Annotated in this window: 18 protein-coding genes; 11 read left to right on the forward strand and 7 right to left on the reverse strand. The window is 56.4% G+C overall.

The window, feature by feature from the left end; all coding sequences use genetic code 11:
* The first annotated feature begins 126 nt into the window (after positions 1 to 126).
* From HNI00_RS10785 to HNI00_RS10800, 4 genes are all read left to right on the forward strand, one after another.
* Entirely contained in the window at positions 127 to 804 is a 678-nt protein-coding gene (locus HNI00_RS10785; RefSeq protein WP_420156347.1) for a Uma2 family endonuclease, read from the forward strand.
* Between the two features lie 116 nt (positions 805 to 920).
* Entirely contained in the window at positions 921 to 2,210 is a 1,290-nt protein-coding gene (locus HNI00_RS10790; RefSeq protein WP_316793182.1) for a P-loop NTPase fold protein, read from the forward strand.
* A complete protein-coding gene (locus tag HNI00_RS10795) occupies positions 2,207 to 3,901 on the forward strand; it encodes a tetratricopeptide repeat protein (protein WP_316793184.1) in 1,695 nt (564 codons plus the stop codon). The genes HNI00_RS10790 and HNI00_RS10795 overlap by 4 nt, the downstream gene beginning before the upstream one ends.
* 72 nt (positions 3,902 to 3,973) lie before the next feature.
* On the forward strand, positions 3,974 to 4,537 hold the full coding sequence (locus tag HNI00_RS10800) for a Uma2 family endonuclease (protein ID WP_316793186.1): 564 nt from the start codon (positions 3,974 to 3,976) through the stop codon (positions 4,535 to 4,537).
* A 68-nt stretch (positions 4,538 to 4,605) separates the two neighbouring features.
* Here HNI00_RS10800 and HNI00_RS10805 read toward each other — a convergent pair whose 3' ends face one another.
* Entirely contained in the window at positions 4,606 to 4,842 is a 237-nt protein-coding gene (locus HNI00_RS10805; RefSeq protein WP_316793188.1) for a hypothetical protein, read from the reverse strand.
* 102 nt (positions 4,843 to 4,944) lie between these two features.
* Here HNI00_RS10805 and HNI00_RS10810 point away from each other — a divergent pair, with 102 nt between their 5' ends.
* Complete coding sequence (locus tag HNI00_RS10810) at positions 4,945 to 5,184, forward strand: helix-turn-helix domain-containing protein (RefSeq protein WP_316793190.1); 240 nt, start codon at positions 4,945 to 4,947, stop codon at positions 5,182 to 5,184.
* Positions 5,185 to 5,545: 361 nt separating this feature from the next.
* Here HNI00_RS10810 and HNI00_RS10815 read toward each other — a convergent pair whose 3' ends face one another.
* Positions 5,546 to 5,923, reverse strand: coding sequence for a winged helix-turn-helix transcriptional regulator (locus tag HNI00_RS10815; protein ID WP_316793192.1), 378 nt, complete (start codon positions 5,921 to 5,923; stop codon positions 5,546 to 5,548).
* 282 nt (positions 5,924 to 6,205) lie between these two features.
* On the opposite strand from HNI00_RS10815, the gene HNI00_RS10820 reads away from it, so the two are divergent.
* On the forward strand, positions 6,206 to 6,445 hold the full coding sequence (locus HNI00_RS10820; protein ID WP_316793194.1) for a CDGSH iron-sulfur domain-containing protein: 240 nt from the start codon (positions 6,206 to 6,208) through the stop codon (positions 6,443 to 6,445).
* A 145-nt stretch (positions 6,446 to 6,590) separates the two neighbouring features.
* A complete protein-coding gene (locus tag HNI00_RS10825; protein WP_316793196.1) occupies positions 6,591 to 7,289 on the forward strand; it encodes a pirin family protein in 699 nt (232 codons plus the stop codon).
* A 369-nt stretch (positions 7,290 to 7,658) separates the two neighbouring features.
* On the opposite strand, the gene HNI00_RS10830 is transcribed toward HNI00_RS10825, so the two are convergent.
* A complete protein-coding gene (locus HNI00_RS10830) occupies positions 7,659 to 8,243 on the reverse strand; it encodes a hypothetical protein (RefSeq protein ID WP_316793198.1) in 585 nt (194 codons plus the stop codon).
* 58 nt (positions 8,244 to 8,301) lie between these two features.
* On the reverse strand, positions 8,302 to 8,574 hold the full coding sequence (locus tag HNI00_RS10835; protein WP_316793200.1) for a hypothetical protein: 273 nt from the start codon (positions 8,572 to 8,574) through the stop codon (positions 8,302 to 8,304).
* 376 nt (positions 8,575 to 8,950) lie between these two features.
* On the opposite strand from HNI00_RS10835, the gene HNI00_RS10840 reads away from it, so the two are divergent.
* Positions 8,951 to 9,283 carry an arsenosugar biosynthesis-associated peroxidase-like protein gene (locus HNI00_RS10840; protein ID WP_172357478.1) on the forward strand — a complete coding sequence of 111 codons (333 nt, stop codon included), beginning with the start codon at positions 8,951 to 8,953 and terminating at the stop codon, positions 9,281 to 9,283.
* Positions 9,284 to 9,310: 27 nt separating this feature from the next.
* The gene (gene arsS / locus HNI00_RS10845; protein WP_316793202.1) at positions 9,311 to 10,489 is read left to right on the forward strand and encodes an arsenosugar biosynthesis radical SAM (seleno)protein ArsS; all 1,179 of its coding nucleotides are present in this window, start codon (positions 9,311 to 9,313) and stop codon (positions 10,487 to 10,489) included.
* 28 nt (positions 10,490 to 10,517) lie between these two features.
* On the opposite strand, the gene HNI00_RS10850 is transcribed toward arsS, so the two are convergent.
* Together HNI00_RS10850 and HNI00_RS10855 are read right to left on the reverse strand one after the other, a co-directional pair.
* On the reverse strand, positions 10,518 to 11,123 hold the full coding sequence (locus HNI00_RS10850; RefSeq protein ID WP_316793204.1) for a DUF2808 domain-containing protein: 606 nt from the start codon (positions 11,121 to 11,123) through the stop codon (positions 10,518 to 10,520).
* Between the two features lie 270 nt (positions 11,124 to 11,393).
* Entirely contained in the window at positions 11,394 to 11,831 is a 438-nt protein-coding gene (locus HNI00_RS10855) for an Hsp20/alpha crystallin family protein (RefSeq protein WP_316793205.1), read from the reverse strand.
* Between the two features lie 583 nt (positions 11,832 to 12,414).
* On the opposite strand from HNI00_RS10855, the gene HNI00_RS10860 reads away from it, so the two are divergent.
* A complete protein-coding gene (locus HNI00_RS10860) occupies positions 12,415 to 13,359 on the forward strand; it encodes a PEP-CTERM sorting domain-containing protein (protein WP_316793207.1) in 945 nt (314 codons plus the stop codon).
* Positions 13,360 to 13,563: 204 nt separating this feature from the next.
* On the opposite strand, the gene tpiA is transcribed toward HNI00_RS10860, so the two are convergent.
* Positions 13,564 to 14,292, reverse strand: a complete 729-nt coding sequence (tpiA, locus tag HNI00_RS10865) for a triose-phosphate isomerase (protein WP_316793209.1) — start codon at positions 14,290 to 14,292, stop codon at positions 13,564 to 13,566.
* 113 nt (positions 14,293 to 14,405) lie between these two features.
* Here tpiA and HNI00_RS10870 point away from each other — a divergent pair, with 113 nt between their 5' ends.
* Positions 14,406 to 15,926: a DEAD/DEAH box helicase gene (locus HNI00_RS10870; protein WP_316793211.1), complete on the forward strand. Its 1,521-nt coding sequence runs from the start codon at positions 14,406 to 14,408 to the stop codon at positions 15,924 to 15,926.
* Positions 15,927 to 15,957: the final 31 nt, after the last annotated feature.

The raw sequence follows: 15,957 nt of genomic DNA on the forward strand, positions 1-15,957 counted from the left end.
CGGCTTCAAGGTTTGGGACTTTGGATACAGGACTGTGAATCCAAGACGTTGGATGACCCAATCGATTCGGTGGACTTTGCAATGACTATCTCTGCCTCCCCCCAATCCGCCATTCCTCCAGAAGACTTGGCAGCCCTGGCAGAAGAGCTAGACATCAGCCTGCCCCCCACCGATTTATGGAGCGACGAACCCCCTTTGGAATCTGACTTTCATCGCGACCAGATTGACCTGCTGATTCGCCTGCTGAAGCGCTATTGGGCCGACCGCACCGATTTCTATGTCACGGGCAACCTGACCATCTACTACAGCGAGGACAAGATCACCACCCGCGACTTTCGAGGGCCCGACTTTTTTGTGGTGCTGGACACGGAGCTAAAAGAGCGCAAAAGCTGGGTGGTGTGGGCGGAGGATGGCAAATACCCCAACGTGATTGTAGAAATCCTCTCCAAAAGCACCGCCGCCGTTGATAAGGGCGCAAAAAAGGAGCTTTACCAAAACACATTCCGCACGCCCGAATACTTTTGGCTCGACCCCAACACGCTCGAACTGTCCGGCTTTCGGCTGATCGGCGGAACCTACCAGCCCATCGAACCCACAGACGGCAAGCTCTGGAGTGAGCAACTGGGGCTATACCTGGGCATTGCTCACCAGCGGCTGCGCTTCTTCACGCCCGACGGAGCGCTGATCCTGTCGGCAGAAGAGGCAGAGGAGCAGGAACGCCAGCGGGCAGAGCAGGAACGCCAGCGGGCAGAGCGTCTGGCAGCAAAGCTGCGGGAATTGGGGATTGACCCGTCGCAGGTTTAATTCGATTCATAGATCCTCTACGATTCAAAGCAGATTCATCGCACAGGGTTGGTGGTGGGGTGGTTTTGGGTTTTATTTTGGATTTCGGGTCTTGGGTTGAGTGAGATTTAGGAGTTATGTCGGGCGATCGCCTTGCCAAGTTTAAGGAAGCTTACCGCAATCTAGATCTGCTGCCGCTGCTAGATCAGCGAGAGCTAGATCGGTTTCGCGTCAGCTATGGTGAAGAAGTTCTGGAAGAGTTGCAGCAACTGATCGAAGACGACGACACGCGCAGCGGCAAGACAATCTTCTCCGGACATCGCGGCTGCGGTAAATCGACACTGCTGGCAGAGTTTGGGCGGCGCTGCGAAAAGAATGGCTTTTTTGTGGTGTTCTTTTCAATTGCAGATCTGTTTGAGTCGCCAGATGTCAGCCACACCAATATTCTGTACGCAGTTGCAGTCAGTCTGATTACCGAAGCTGAGCGGGAAGGTGTGGAAATTAAGCCCTCGCTCAAAGACCCGCTGTTTCGCTGGTTTGCTACGCGCACCCGCATTGAGTCGTCAACGCCCGTCAGCGCTGATCTGTCGGCTGGGTTTGATTTCAAGTTCGTGAAAGGTATTCTGAAGACGGAAGCCAGCGTGCGGGAAGAAATTAAGCAGGAATTTGAACAGAAAATTTCGGAACTGATTGCCCGGATCAACATCATTACCGCTGAGATCCAGACTGCTACTCGAAAACAAGTTTTGGTAATTATTGACGATCTAGACAAGCTAGATCTGGGTGATGTCGAGAAAATCTTCAAAAACCACATTAAGGCGCTATTCCAGCCTGCATTTCGGATTATCTACACAATTCCCGTTTCGTCGCTGCGAGATTCTGCGCTCAGAGCCGTGCTGGTTACAGAGTCGAACGATCAAATTGTGGTGATGCCTGTGAGCAAGCTGTTTGCCCGGGGCGATCGCCGCCTACCCGATGCCCAGCCCATTGCCGCAAATGTGCAGCCGCTCTGTGACATCCTGCATCGACGGATTTCTGACGAACTGCTGCCGCCTGAAATCGCCACGCAAATTGTGTTCTATAGCGGCGGCGTGCTGCGAGAGCTGATTCGCCTGTCGAACATTTGCTGTCGGCTGTGCCTGCGGCGGGTGCGCCGCCAACCCGACGAAGCAACTGTTATTGATGCAGAGATTTTGAAGGAGGCTGTGCAAGACCTGCGGCTGGACTTTGAAACCACCCTCAGCAAAGCGGACTACGATATTCTCAAAACCACCTATGAACGGCTCCAGCCCGACGACCCCAAAGCTCAGGCATTCCTTGACCTGCTGCACGGGCTGCATGTGCTGGAATACCGCAACGCCGAGATCTGGTATGACCTGCACCCAATTGTCATCGACCTGCTGAAGCTGAAAGGGCAACTCTCATGACTGCCTCCCCAGCGCATGACCTAGAAACACAAAACCAGAACGCTTACGATGACCTGCTGACTGCGATTGAAGCCAGCGAGGGGCAGCTTAGCTTGCTAATTTCGGTGTGCGATGACTCCCAACTGCGCGAAGCCCTCATTGCCCGATACGAACGCGACCTTGCACCAGAGGTAAAAGCCTACCGACTGGTGCTGGATAAAGACGAACCCAGCCTTAGGGCCGCTATCTATACTGCTGTGCAGAACGACGAATATCTCAAGCAGGGGGGCCGAGCCGTGCTAACCCTCACCGGAGCCGAGCGGCTTTCCTTTTTGAGCCAGAGCGACGAACTCTCCGAGCAAGACCGATTTTTTGGCTATTTGCAATGGACACGCGAGGCCCTGCGTGACTTCCGCTTTCCTATCGTGATCTGGGTAACGTATCAAATTCTGGGGCATCTCAGCCGCAAATCGCCGGATTTTTGGGGCTGGCGAAAAGGCGTGTTTCGCTTTGTTTCCCGCAAAACTATCACCGTCCCTGCTCGAGAGTTGGAACCGTTCCGCACTTTTGGCCTAGATCTGCCCAAACTGGACGACGACGCGCTGCTGCTCCTCGAAGATCTGAAAGCTTTGTTGCAAAACGTAGAGCAACAAAACCCGGCCGATCCGCTGTTAGGCACGCTCTATGCCCAACTGGGACGTATCTATGCCAAGCGCTTAGAAACAGGTGAAGCGCTGGATTATCCCGCAGAGCTAGCTCAGGCAATTGAATATTTTGAAAGAGCGATCGCACTTCAGGAAAAAAATGAGCAGTTCCTAGACCTGGCCACCAGTTTGAACAATTTGGCGGAGTTGTATAAGTCCATGGGACGCTACAGCGAGGCAGAACCCTTGTATCGGCGATCGCTCGCCATCATCGAAGCGCAGCTCGGCGCAGACCATCCCTCCACGGCGACGAGTTTGAACAATTTGGCGGAGTTGTATCGTGCAATGGGACGCTACAGTGAGGCGGAACCGTTGTATCGGCGATCGCTCGCCATCATCGAAGCGCAGCTCGGCGCAGACCATCCCTCCACGGCGACGAGTTTGAACAATTTGGCGGAGTTGTATCGTGCAATGGGACGCTACAGTGAGGCGGAACCGTTGTATGGGCGATCGCTCGCCATCCGCGAAGCGCAGCTCGGCGCAGACCATCCCGACACGGCGACGAGTTTGAACAATTTGGCGGGGTTGTATGAATCAATGGGACGCTACAGTGAGGCGGAACCGTTGTATGGGCGATCGCTCGCCATCCGCGAAGCGCAGCTCGGCGCAGACCATCCCGACACGGCGAGGAGTTTGAACAATTTGGCGGGGTTGTATCGTGCAATGGGACGCTACAGTGAGGCGGAACCGTTGTATGGGCGATCGCTCGCCATCCATGAAGCGAAGTTGGGCAAAGACCATCCCCACACCGCCATCAGTTTGAACGGTTTGGCTCTGTTGTATGAGTCCATGGGACGCTACAGCGAGGCAGAACCGTTGTATTTGAGGGCGCTGTCGATTGTGGTCAGCCAGTTGGGGCAAGACCATCCCACTACTCAGACAGTCAGGAAAAACTTTGAGGGGCTGCTGCTTGCGGCAGTGCAGGCGGGGCGGGCGGGCGAGTTGTCTGCCCATCCCCTGACGCAGGAGCTATTGGCTCAGTTGCAAGCTGAGCGTAACGCGGGCTGACCCGGCTGCTTGGGCTGATGCAAGGGACTTGGACCGATACTGTAGGATCAAAACATGCATGGCGAGGGGTTTATGCAGTCCACCACCCATTCCGTCCGCTGGACAACGGCTGATTTGGCACTCTTTGAGGGCGATCGGGCCAATCGCTACGAAATCATTGACGGAGAATTGTTTGTGACCAGAGCGCCCGATTGGAAACATCAAGCGGTCTGTGTCAACATTGGGGCGGTGCTCAAGCTCTGGTCGGATCAGAGTGGGCTAGGGCAAGCCGCAATCAACCCTGGGATTGTGTTTTCGGAATCGGACGCGGTGATTCCCGATGTGGTGTGGGCGAGCCATGAGCGGCTGGCGCAATTGCTGGATGAGGCAGGGCATCTCACGGCGGCTCCCGAACTGGTGGTGGAGGTGCTGTCGCCGGGGAAGACGAATGAACAGCGCGACCGGGAAGCCAAGCTGAAGTTGTATTCAGTGCGGGGGGTGCTGGAATACTGGATTGTGAATGTTCAGACCCAAAGTGTTGAAGTGTATCGCCGGGAGAAGGCGGTGCTGAAGCTGGTGGCAACGCTGTATCCGCAAGATGAATTGACTAGCCCGGTCTTGCCCGGTTTTCGCTGTCTGGTGAGCCAGCTTTTCTAGCCCAGCAGGGATAGCATTTCGCTCCCCAAGCCAAAATCCAAAATCGCCAAGCCAAAATCCAAACTCGGCTAGCGCCGTAGCCACTTGGTCAACACGCTCATCCACTGGCGCGTGGCGGGTTCCACTTGCAGCTTGCTCCACTCGCCCGCTGGCGCGAACCCCAGCCGATGCAGCGTGTGGATGATCAGCAGCACCGCCCAGCGGGAGCCAACCACCATAATTTTCACAGGTTCCCGCTCAGGATTCTCCGGCGGTGTGGCGGGAACCTGGGACTCAGCGCTGTTTGAGAGACATTCTTTTGCCATATTTTTTGTCAAATGTGGTCTACAGAGACAACATCAAATTTATCAGATGTTGTCTATAGAGACAACATTTACGGCTCACCCATCCTCTGACAGGATTGGGGCATGGGACGGGCAAACCAAGCACTCAAGGAAGTTTTAGAAACCTATCGCATCAGCCAAAATCGGCTTGCTGTGATGCTGGGAATCGATCGCTCTGCGGTGTTTAAGTGGGTGCGCGATCAGCGAGAACCCAGTTCCGAAACGATTGTGGAAATTACCAAAGCGCTCCAGCAGTTGAACCCGGATGCGGCGCGGGCGTTTGTGCAGCTTTATCTGGGCGATATTTTGGAAGACGAGGGATAGGGGAAGAAGGAAGAAGGAAGAACGAAGAACGAAGAAGGAAGAAGGAAGAACGAAGAACGAAGAACGAAGAGGGAAGAGGGAGAAGCGTTAATGGAGTTGGGTGGGTTGGGTAAGTGTTTGAGCAAGCAGCGCGATCGCCCTTAATGAGGCTCCGGGTTCAGCGATTTTTGACCCAAAAACAGTTGGCGGATGCGCTGGAGCAATTCTACGACGCAGCAGAATATCAAAGAAATGATTTGGAAATGATTTGATTCAATCGCCTACCTTTCCAGAGCTTCACCTCGCCGCCGCTCAGATCCTTGCAGGCAAACGGTAGGCTCCCAAATCCAAACTCCCCAATCCACAATCCAAAATCCCACCTCTACCGCTCTCCCTGCTCTGCCAAATACCGCTCTCCCCATTCGTGCATGATCGCCAGGATCGGCTCCAGGCTCTGTCCCAGCGGCGTAAGGGAATATTCCACCTTGGGCGGCACCTGCTGATAGACCTCGCGATGCACGATGCCGTCGTCTTCCATTTCGCGGAGTTGCTGCGTCAGCATCTTTTGGGTAATGCCCGTGAGCGATCGATGCAGTTCGTTAAACCGCTTCACGCCGCCCAGCAGTTCCCGCAAGATCAGCACCTTCCAGCGGCCACCGATGATGGCGATGGTGGTTTCTACCGCGCAGCTTGGGCGCTCTAGTCCGCTGGACGATGAGGCAGGTTGCAGGGTTTTGGGATCAGCGTTGTGGAGTGACATTGCCTGACTAGGTTCCAGTGTAGGGATATCTTTATATGGCCATATTTTCTATAGCCATGCCTTTAGCCTGTCATGGTTTCCTTTTGGGAAGTACCTTACCAAAAAGTGCATACTTCCCAAACCCATTGTATCTACTATAAACTCAAAGTAGTTCCGAGTACGACTTTGAGTTTAAACCGCTCAACACTTTGATTCAAGTCTGCTCGAACGTTTCGCAAGCACTTTGAGAACACACGAGCGCCGACTAGCACGCCAGTTGACCCGTACATAGGGAGAACACCAATGAGCGAACCCGTGATTGCAGATACGAAACCTGTGGTAATGGAGCTAGAACCGGGCACCTACTACTGGTGTCGCTGTGGGCGATCGCAGGGGCAGCCGTTTTGCGACGGTTCCCACCAGGGCACGGACTTTACGCCCCTTGCCTTTGAAATCACCGAAACCCAGAAAGTGGCGCTCTGCCTCTGCAAGCACACGGGTAATGAACCCTTCTGCGACGGGTCGCACGCCGGGTTGAAGTGATGAGGGCTGGCGTGATGGGGCTTTGGAGCAGAGCCGCGCTACCAACCTATCGCGCCGATAACCCGCCATTTCGCCTTTCTTACTCGACTACTTATCCACATTTTGTACTCAAGTTTTCACTAGTTTTCACCCAAGGAGACTCTCTATGATTACTGTCCGTCCGTCTCAAGAGCGCGGTCACGCCAACCACGGCTGGCTGGATAGCTACCATACGTTTTCCTTTGCCAACTACTATGATCCTGACCACATGGGCTTTCGCGCCCTGCGCGTGATCAACGAAGACCGGGTTGCGCCGGGTCGCGGCTTTGGCACGCATCCGCACCGCGACATGGAAATTATTTCCTACGTGCTGTCGGGGTCGCTGGCGCACAAAGACAGCATGGGCAACGCCGCCACGATTGGCGCAGGCGAAGTGCAAAAAATTACGGCGGGTACGGGCATTGCCCACAGCGAGTTCAACCCGTCGCAAACGGAGGGCGTGCATTTTCTGCAAATCTGGATTTTGCCAGAGGAAGCAGGATTAACGCCTAATTACGAAGAGAAGGTGTTTCCCACTGAGGCCAAGCAGGGGCAGTGGCGACGCATTGCCAGCCGCACGGGGGCCGATGGTGCGGTGCAGATTAATCAGGATGTGGAACTGTATGCCACGGTGCTGAAGGCCGGTGAAGGGCGATCGCTCGAATTGCGTCCCGGCCGCTACGCCTGGGTGCAGGTGGCGCAGGGCAAGATCAGCCTCAACGGGGTGTCGCTGGAAGCGGGCGACGGCGCGGCCATCAGCGACGAAACGCTGCTGGAGGTGCAAGCCGTCAGCGATGCAGAAGTGCTGCTGTTTGACCTGGCATAGATCCAGGGACGCGGGAGGTCGCATCGATTCTCGATCTCCCGCCTGTCTCTTCCCTGCTGCTGCCGAGCTGCGAAATTGCCCCTGACCCAGCAGATCGGCCAGGTGAATCGTGATTTCTGGGAAACGAGTGTCGGGCGATCGCCATTCATTAATATCAAATCTTCAAAGATTTGCTACACATGGGAAGATTAGAGCTAGCCGCTATGATCGGAGTCCTCAAAATCGATGTCGCTGAAATGATGCTCTATGTGTAGAGGGTATTTAGAGAATTGATATAAGTCTCTCTTGCTTGCTCTCCTTACTATTACGTTGGGAGAAGGGGTTGTGGGATGAGGGCATATTGAACGCTGCACATCACGTTAGGCCGCTTTAGCGCACGATGGGCGACGAATCCCGCCCACCGGGCAACTCTTGCGGCCCACGGTCTCCTTGGGGGCCAGGTTCGCCACGCGGGCCCTGGGGGCCGGGTTCGCCGGGGAGTCCCTGGGGGCCGCGCTCTCCTGGGGGGCCGGGTTCGCCAGGGACTCCTCGTTCGCCTGTGGGGCCAGGCGGGCCGATAGGGCCGATGGGCCCAGGTTCACCGGGAATGCCCTGTGGCCCTTGGGGCCCCGGCGGGCCGGGCACGGCGGGAAGGGCGCGGATATCTTGCCGCAGTTGGTCGAGTTCCTGGTTGAGCGTGTCGATTTGCTGGGTGGCGCTGCTGCAAAACTGGTCTGGGTCGGGCGGCGGCGACACCAGGGCCGTGGCGGCGGCGGTGGCGCGGGTCACGCCTTCTGCCAGGCCGTAAAAAATGAGGCCCAGGATAGCGAGGTTGGCGATCGCCACGCCCCAGTTTCCCGTTTTGAAGTTGAAGTGAATGTAGCGAATGTAGTCCCCGCCCACCTGGATCAGATTTTTGCCTGCATGGGCAACCTGGGCAGCGGCGGGATCGGGCGCTGGGGGTTTGGTTTGCATGAGCGTTTCCTCCCGTTGGGGGCAATGGTTGCGGGAAACGGTCGCGTCTGGCGGGTTTCTACGGGGACGACTGGGGAGACGGTTCGGCGGAGGGGGAGGCGGGCTGAACCTGCTGCTGGGAAGGGTTGCCGCCTTCGTTGTTGCCAAAGACCACATTCAGCCCCCAGGCGAGTCCGCCCAGAGCCAGCAGCCCAATCAGAAAAAACACGAAGTTGTAGTTGGTCGTCGTCGTGGTGGTCATGTTGCCGCCGACTTGGGTGACGTTTTTTCCACCCGTCGCGGTCATATTGGCGCGGTCTGGGGTCGGCTCTTGCGGAGAAGGATGTGCCATAAAAGTTTGTTGAACTCGACAGGACGTGTGACGATCGCGAATTCAGGAATGGCGCTGGCAAAGATGCATCCCGCGTTCAGTCCATTCTTAAGTCCATTCTGGAAACGGGAAGCGGGCGATCGCATTCCCCCTGGGGCTACTTCGGGAGAGCCACGTCGAAGCGGATGCTCTCCAAGGATTCAGATATCTCTTAGCCAGATTTCAGTCAGATCTCAGGTGGGCTAGCTAGATTCGTGCAAGACCTGCCAGGACTCGATAGAATGCTCACAGTTCATCTGGTGCTGTCAGCTTGTCCGCAGCGTGCGGGCGGGGTGGCGGCCTATTTGTCTAGCCGTTTTGTTTAACCATGCAAGCTTTTTGATTGAACATTTCCCCCATGAGTGATTACTACCAAGCCGAACATTTGCCCAATTTTGGTCAGGTGGCAGAGGGTAGCCCTGAGCTAGCGAAAAAGTTTTTTGACTATTACGGCGCAGTATTTGCAGATGGGGCGCTATCGGCGCGGGAAAAGGCGCTGATCGCGCTGGCGGTGGCCCATGCTGTGCAATGCCCCTACTGCATTGATGCCTACAGCAAAGAAAGCCTCCAGCAGGGCGCAGATCTGGAACAGATGACGGAGGCACTGCATGTGGCGACGGCAATCCGAGGGGGCGCATCGCTCGTGCATGGAATGCAGATGCTCGACCACGTTAAGCAGTTGGCCATGTAGGGCAAGTTTGAAAAGGGAAGTTTGACCATGTTTGATGATGCTGAATTGACCCCTGCGGGCGCATCGGGGGCGATCGCCGCTCGGATTTCGCAAGCGCTGGATCTGGAGAATAAAAGCGCTGGCCCAAAGCCCACGACCTCTTTGCTACGGCGGCGATCGCCCTTGGCCAACCCCCAGCAGCAGCTACAGAGGCTAGAGTCTGTACCCCTGGAGGGCGATTCCCGTAGGGATCGCTTCGCGAATCGCGCTGACTTCGCCACCCGATTGCAGCAGCACGGCTGGCCCTCGCTCCGGCCGGCGACTTTGGACATTTTTCAAATTAATGTCGGCAAGCTGTGCAACATGACCTGTCGCCATTGCCACGTCGATGCGGGCCCTGACCGCCACGAGGTGATGTCCCGCGACACGATCGAAGCCTGCCTCCGCGCCCTCGACCAAACCACCGCTCACACGGTAGACATCACGGGCGGCGCACCGGAATTAAACCCGCACTTTCGTTACTTAGTAGAGGAATGCGTGCAGCGGGGCAAGCATGTCATCGACCGCTGCAACCTCACCGTGCTGCTGATTCCCAGCCTGCAAGATTTGCCCGAATGGCTGGCGGAACGGGGCGTAGAGGTGGTCTGTTCGCTGCCCCACTATCGCCAGTTCAACACCGACAGCCAGCGCGGCGACGGCACCTTCGAGAAATCCATCGAGGCGCTGCGGCGGCTGAATGCAGCGGGCTATGGCCAGGGGGATGCCAAGCGGCGGCTGACGCTGATGTCTAATCCGGTTGGCGCGTTTTTGGCGGGCAGCCAGGTCAAGATGGAGCAGGAATGGAAGGCTGGCTTGCTAAAGAATCACGGCGTAACCTTCGACCGCCTGATCACGTTGAACAATATGCCCATTTCTCGCTATCTGGAGTGGCTAGAGCAGTCGGGCAATCTGGAGCGCTATCTGGAAGTGCTGGTGAATGCGTTTAATCCAGCGACGATTTCCGGGCTGATGTGTCGCAATACGCTGTCGATTTCCTGGGATGGCCGCCTGTTTGATTGCGACTTTAACCAAATGCTGGAGTTGCCCGTGCAGCTAGCGGGCGATCGCCCCGCCACGGTTCACGACTTCCATCCCGACCTGCTGGCGCAGCGAGAAATTGTGACGGCAAGACACTGCTTTGGCTGCACAGCCGGGGCAGGCAGCTCCTGCGGCGGCGCAATTGAGTAGCGGTTTTGCGACCAGAGAAGCGCTCAGGCTACCACCAGCGATCGCCCCAGCGGAAAAACTCTGGGCGATCGAAGTGGAACCGACCAAAGCCGAGAAACTGGCCGTGGGCGCTGCCGCTATCTGGTTCTGGCGGAAAGGCGACCACGCGGAACAGATAGGTGCCGTCTAGCTGGGGATTTCGCCTGGGGCGCAGGGCCAGGGTAGCAGTGGTTCCCGGCGGCAGGGGCGGATCGAAGACGACCGCAAGGGTCTGGGTATCTCGGTCATAGGCTACGGAACCGAGGGATAGGCGATCGCCCCTCCGGTTTCGTGTGCCCACAAATGCACTAGTCGCCTCCAGTCGATAATCAACCCGGCGGGCAAAGGTGCCGCTGTCGCGCTGCTCAATCGTGACTCGTTGCAGGGGTTCGCCTGCATTCGGCGGCAGCGTCACGGTGAAATAGTAGGTCGGGTTTGGCGCAAAGGTCGTCGTGCGGGTTGTGCCATAGTCGGTCAGGCTGGGCGGCTGCTCGAAATACACCGTGCCGTCTGCCAGTTGCACCGCTGTTGCGGCGAGTGGGGTGGACAGGGCGAGTCCGGATGGGAGGGCGATCGCCAAGAGGGCCCCAGCCCAACTCGAAATGTTCGGTTTCATGAGGCGTTTCCATGCAACATTTCCTTCGATTGTACGCAGAAGGCAGGGCGTGTCGATTTTGGATTTTGGCTTGGCGATTTTGGCTTGCCAATCAAGCAGTTGCGGCGTTTCCAGCCATGTCGTTGGTGGAGGCACTGGGAAAAATTGCCAAAACGCAACAAACAAAAACTCCGCCATCCTCAAACGGGAGAGTGGCGGAGCAGTACGAATCAACTCAAGCTATCTTGCAAGGATTAATCGGCAGAACTAACACAACTGAACGCAGTCTCGTTATCCCAGCGTCACTTTCACGACCTTGTTCTTTTCGGCTTCCACCTTGGGCAGGGTCAGATGCAAAATACCGTCTTTGTATTCTGCAGATACCTTGTCGTTTTGGATGCGGCTGGGCAGCGGCACGACGCGGCTAAACGAGCCATAGCGGAACTCAGAGCGCTTGATGCCGTTTTCTTCGGTGTGGGTTTCCGATTTGCGTTCGCCTTTAATCGCAACCGCTTCAGCAGTCACCTGAATATCCAGATCTTTGGAATCTACACCCGGAATTTCGGCCTTTAGCACCAGTGCGTCGGGCGTTTCTTGTAGCTCGATTGCGGGCGCGGTGCGGAGTCCTGCTTTGCGATCGCCCTCCAGATTAAACACATCCAGCAGTTCGTTCATGTCTCTTTGCAGGGTTTCTAATTCACGGAAAGGAACCCAATGAACTAATGCCATATTGCTCATCTCCCTCAGAGTATTGTCAGAGTATGGGTGTTTCTTCAGCCCCTCATTCTGGTTTCTTGCGGGACTTACTGACACTCCTAATCTATCGAATTCAAAATTTGAGTGAGTTCGGTTTTCAAGACTGTAGAGGATCGTCTTTCCTCACCGGGTTAGAGGGTCGGCTTAGAGCGGACTTTACAGAGGCGATCGCCCATCAGATCCGCATAGCTACGAGGGCCAGCCCTCCCAGAATCAAGGCTGAAAGCGACAAAAGGCTTCCCACTCAGTAGTTTCCTCCTGCCGCTCTACGTAAATTCTGTGGCATAAACGTTTGTATTTAATTTGTATTTAATTAAGGGCGATCGCTCCGTATTTAAGCTGACGAATCTGCTGATAGAAGACTCAAAAAGACCGCTAAAACAAAATCCCTTCTTCGTTAAAAATCGCTTTACATAGTGTCTTTTCTTTATGGGTCGAAGTGCATCCTGTTAATACAAGGGGTGCGAAGGATCAATTTTGCAGAATTGGTTCGTCTAAGCACGCAGCGAAGCAAGCTGCAACGAACTCACTAGCGCACAAGAGCATTCTTTAACCTATGAAACTGAAAGCGTTTAAAACATTCCTCTGCACTGCGGCAACGCTCGGCGTTCTGGCCTTCACCGGGTCGCAGGCCCAAGCCTTCCAGGTTGGCGGCTGGAATTACACGATTGACTCATTCAACGATGGCACCGAGTGGGATGCCCAAAACAGGCGCTTGGTCGTTGGGCAAAACAGCGATTTCGAGTTCTTTGGCATGGCGTTTCGGGTTCTAGAAGATCGCGTGGTCTTTGCTATCAACTCGAACCTGTCTCTCAATGGCTACGACCTCAACGGCGTACGGAACAACAAGATCAGCTACGGCGATCTGGTGCTGAACTTCACCAACACCGCAAGCTTCAATGCTGCCCAGAGCAACCTGTTCGCGATTCGGTTTGACAGCACCAACGACACGAACGTGAGAGTGGTAACCGAAACCCAAACCGTAGACAGCAAAGGCCGGGTCAAAACAACGCGAACCACGCAAATCAGCCCCTTGGGCCTGTATGGTGGCGTGACCACGACTAGCCTGACCAGCGTTAACTCTGGCTTTAGCAGCCACCAGCAGCACGCAACCGAAGTGGCGAAGGTGGGCGGTTCTGCTTCTCTAGGCGACTTGGCAGCAAACAATTCCTACTTTGGCTACAACACTGCCGCTCAAACCAACATGCTGTCTGGCACCTACCTGGGTGGCATCAACATGCTGGCGGCGGCTGACCTGAGAGGGTTGGGGCTAAACTTTGGCCAGTTCAATGCCACGGGTAACCACACCTTCGGGTTCAGCATCGATCGGAGCCTGCTGCCCGTGGGCGACTTCATCGCGAGCCTGTTTGCAGAGTGCGGCAACGACGGCATCGTGATGGCGGGGTCCACCGCTGTGCCCGAACCGACGACGATGGCTGGAACGGCGATCGCCGCTGGGTTGATGTATGCTCGTCGCCGCCGCAAAAAGCAAGAAGCCTAAGCGTCCGTTCACTGTTCCCTGTTGATGAACGATTGACTACACGAGATCCCATTAGTAAAGCCCCGCAATGCGGGGCTTTCTGTTTGAGAACTTGCTTTTTGATATCGATTAATCGCGATTCGCGATTTAAGACTGGCGATTTTCGATTTTGGATTGCCGAATTCTCAGGGCAAAACTCACAGCCCAAAACTCACAGCCCAAAACTCACAGCCCAAAATTCACGATGCGCCCAAAGCTGTCGGCTGTCAGGCTGGCCCCACCCACCAGAACGCCGTCAATTTCTGGCTGAGCCATGATCGCATCAATATTGTCGGGCTTGACCGAGCCGCCATATTGAATCGGCACGTCGGGGTTATCGATTTGTTCACGGATTAGCCCAATCACGCGGTTCGCTTCGTCGGGTTCGCAGGTGTCGCCCGTGCCAATCGCCCAAATTGGCTCGTAGGCAATCACCAGGTTGGACTGATCCACATCCACCAGATCATTCTCAAGCTGGTTAAAAATAAACGGCTCGGTTTGCCCCGTAGACCGCTGCTGCTTGGTTTCCCCCACACACAGAATCGGCGTAATGCCAAACTCCTGAGCAGCTTTCAGGCGCAGGTTCACCGTGTCGTCCGTTTCGCCAAAATACTGCCGTCGCTCGCTGTGGCCAACAACGACGTAGCGAACCCCAATCTCCGACAGCATCGGCCCAGAGATTTCACCCGTGTAAGCACCTTCGGCGGCCCAGTGGATATTTTGCGCGCCCAGCCGAATCCGACTCCCGTGCAGGTTTTTGGACAAGAGCCAGAGATCGGTATAAGGGACGCAAAGCACGACCTCCCGATCGTCGGGCGTTTCCGTCAGATGCTTCAAAAACCCTTGAAGAAACTCTTGCGCTTCTGCCTGAGTTTTGTACATTTTCCAGTTGCCAGCAATAACCTTTTTTCGCACAGGGGTCTTCTTGAAAACAGCACATCAAATCCGAGCATTCTCCAGTCTAAAACGGAATGGTATCCCTGGCGTACAATACGGGCAGATCACTCAGGGGAAAACGAACGTACTGCATGGCCCGCACGCCAACCCTCAAGTTTGACCGGGGCACTTTGATTTTGCATCCGCCGCCCAGGGGCAAGGCCTGGGTGGATTTTGCGACCTGGGATGACCGGGTGGAGCGATTTCGGGTGCCTGCTATGCAGTATCGTCCTTTGGTGGAGCGGCTGCGGGCGGAGGGCACGGCCTTTGACGATGAGGCAAAAGCGTTTGAGCCGATCGCCCTGAATGCGGCCTTTGAGCGGCAGCCCTATCCACACCAGCAGGAGGCACTGGCCGCGTGGCAGGCGGCCGGGCGACGGGGGGTGGTGGTGCTGCCGACCGCAGCGGGCAAGACCTATCTGGCGCAGATGGCGATGCAGGCGACTCCGCGCAGCACGCTGATTACAGTGCCGACGCTGGACTTGATGCACCAGTGGTATGCTCATTTGCTGGCGGCATTTCCCGATGCAGAGGTGGGCCTGCTGGGGGGCGGATCGCGCGATCGCACGTCTGTCCTAGTTGCCACCTATGACAGCGCGGCGATTCATGCAGAGTCTCTGGGCAATCGCTATGGGCTGCTGATTTGCGATGAGTGCCACCATTTGCCCAGCGACTTTAACCGGGTGATTGCAGAATATGCGATCGCCCCTTATCGCCTGGGCCTGACCGCTACGCCCGACCGCAGCGACGGCCGCCACGCTGATTTGGACACGCTGCTGGGGCCGGTGGTCTATCGCCGCACGGCGGAGGAACTGTCGGGTCATGCGCTGGCGCACCATGAAATCGTGCAGGTGAAGGTAAAGCTGTCGCAGCAGGAGCGCGATCGCTACACGGCGCTGATTGCAACCCGCAATGCGTTTCTGGAGCGGCATAAGGTGTTTTTGGGCAGCCTGTCGGGCTGGCAGCAGTTCGTGCGGCTGAGTGCCCAGTCGCAGGCGGGGCGGCGGGCCATGCTGGCACACCGGGAGGCAAGGGCGATCGCGCTCGGCACAGAGGGTAAACTGCGGGTTCTCACCGATCTGCTAGCACAGCACTACCCCGACCGCACGATTGTCTTTACCAACGACAACGCCACGGTTTACCGCATTTCCAGGGAATTTCTGATTCCGGCGCTGACGCACCAGACCCCCGTGAAAGAACGCCACGACATCTTGCAAAAGTTTCGCGAGGGCACGTATCAGGCGCTAGCCGTGTCCCATGTGCTGAATGAAGGCGTAGATGTGCCCGATGCCCGTGTGGCCATTATCCTGTCGGGCACGGGGTCGAGCCGGGAGTATATCCAGCGGCTGGGGCGGGTGCTGCGCCGGGGCGACGGCGACAAGCAGGCAATTCTTTACGAAGTAGTGGCAGAGGAAACGACGGAAGAAGGCGTATCGCGCCGCCGCCGCACCCAAACGGGCCAGGGGCGATCGCCCCAGTTGGAGCTATTGCCCCCCGCGTCGCCCCCAGTCTCACCCTACGAAAAGTTTCTCCAGCCAACGCGCAAAGCCGCAGAGCCGTCGGGTTCCTATCCAGCTAAGCCTCAGCCTGATCCAGACGACGATGTGTGGTAGCGCGGCATGGTGCAACGAAGAACTCACGCCA

Origin of the sequence: Thermoleptolyngbya oregonensis NK1-22 (assembly GCF_032705245.1) — a bacterium.
GTDB lineage: Bacteria > Cyanobacteriota > Cyanobacteriia > Elainellales > Elainellaceae > Thermoleptolyngbya > Thermoleptolyngbya sichuanensis.

What these genes read in the sequence shown, in the direction of transcription:
- HNI00_RS10790 (WP_316793182.1), top strand. Translation starts at nt 921, where the DNA reads ATGTCGGGCGATCGCCTTGCCAAGTTTAAGGAAGCTTACCGCAATCTA.
- HNI00_RS10795 (WP_316793184.1), top strand. Translation starts at nt 2,207, where the DNA reads ATGACTGCCTCCCCAGCGCATGACCTAGAAACACAAAACCAGAACGCT.
- HNI00_RS10800 (WP_316793186.1), top strand. Translation starts at nt 3,974, where the DNA reads ATGCAGTCCACCACCCATTCCGTCCGCTGGACAACGGCTGATTTGGCA.
- HNI00_RS10805 (WP_316793188.1), bottom strand. Translation starts at nt 4,842, where the DNA reads ATGGCAAAAGAATGTCTCTCAAACAGCGCTGAGTCCCAGGTTCCCGCC.
- HNI00_RS10810 (WP_316793190.1), top strand. Translation starts at nt 4,945, where the DNA reads ATGGGACGGGCAAACCAAGCACTCAAGGAAGTTTTAGAAACCTATCGC.
- HNI00_RS10815 (WP_316793192.1), bottom strand. Translation starts at nt 5,923, where the DNA reads ATGTCACTCCACAACGCTGATCCCAAAACCCTGCAACCTGCCTCATCG.
- HNI00_RS10820 (WP_316793194.1), top strand. Translation starts at nt 6,206, where the DNA reads ATGAGCGAACCCGTGATTGCAGATACGAAACCTGTGGTAATGGAGCTA.
- HNI00_RS10825 (WP_316793196.1), top strand. Translation starts at nt 6,591, where the DNA reads ATGATTACTGTCCGTCCGTCTCAAGAGCGCGGTCACGCCAACCACGGC.
- HNI00_RS10830 (WP_316793198.1), bottom strand. Translation starts at nt 8,243, where the DNA reads ATGCAAACCAAACCCCCAGCGCCCGATCCCGCCGCTGCCCAGGTTGCC.
- HNI00_RS10835 (WP_316793200.1), bottom strand. Translation starts at nt 8,574, where the DNA reads ATGGCACATCCTTCTCCGCAAGAGCCGACCCCAGACCGCGCCAATATG.
- HNI00_RS10840 (WP_172357478.1), top strand. Translation starts at nt 8,951, where the DNA reads ATGAGTGATTACTACCAAGCCGAACATTTGCCCAATTTTGGTCAGGTG.
- arsS (WP_316793202.1), top strand. Translation starts at nt 9,311, where the DNA reads ATGTTTGATGATGCTGAATTGACCCCTGCGGGCGCATCGGGGGCGATC.
- HNI00_RS10850 (WP_316793204.1), bottom strand. Translation starts at nt 11,123, where the DNA reads ATGAAACCGAACATTTCGAGTTGGGCTGGGGCCCTCTTGGCGATCGCC.
- HNI00_RS10855 (WP_316793205.1), bottom strand. Translation starts at nt 11,831, where the DNA reads ATGGCATTAGTTCATTGGGTTCCTTTCCGTGAATTAGAAACCCTGCAA.
- HNI00_RS10860 (WP_316793207.1), top strand. Translation starts at nt 12,415, where the DNA reads ATGAAACTGAAAGCGTTTAAAACATTCCTCTGCACTGCGGCAACGCTC.
- HNI00_RS10870 (WP_316793211.1), top strand. Translation starts at nt 14,406, where the DNA reads ATGGCCCGCACGCCAACCCTCAAGTTTGACCGGGGCACTTTGATTTTG.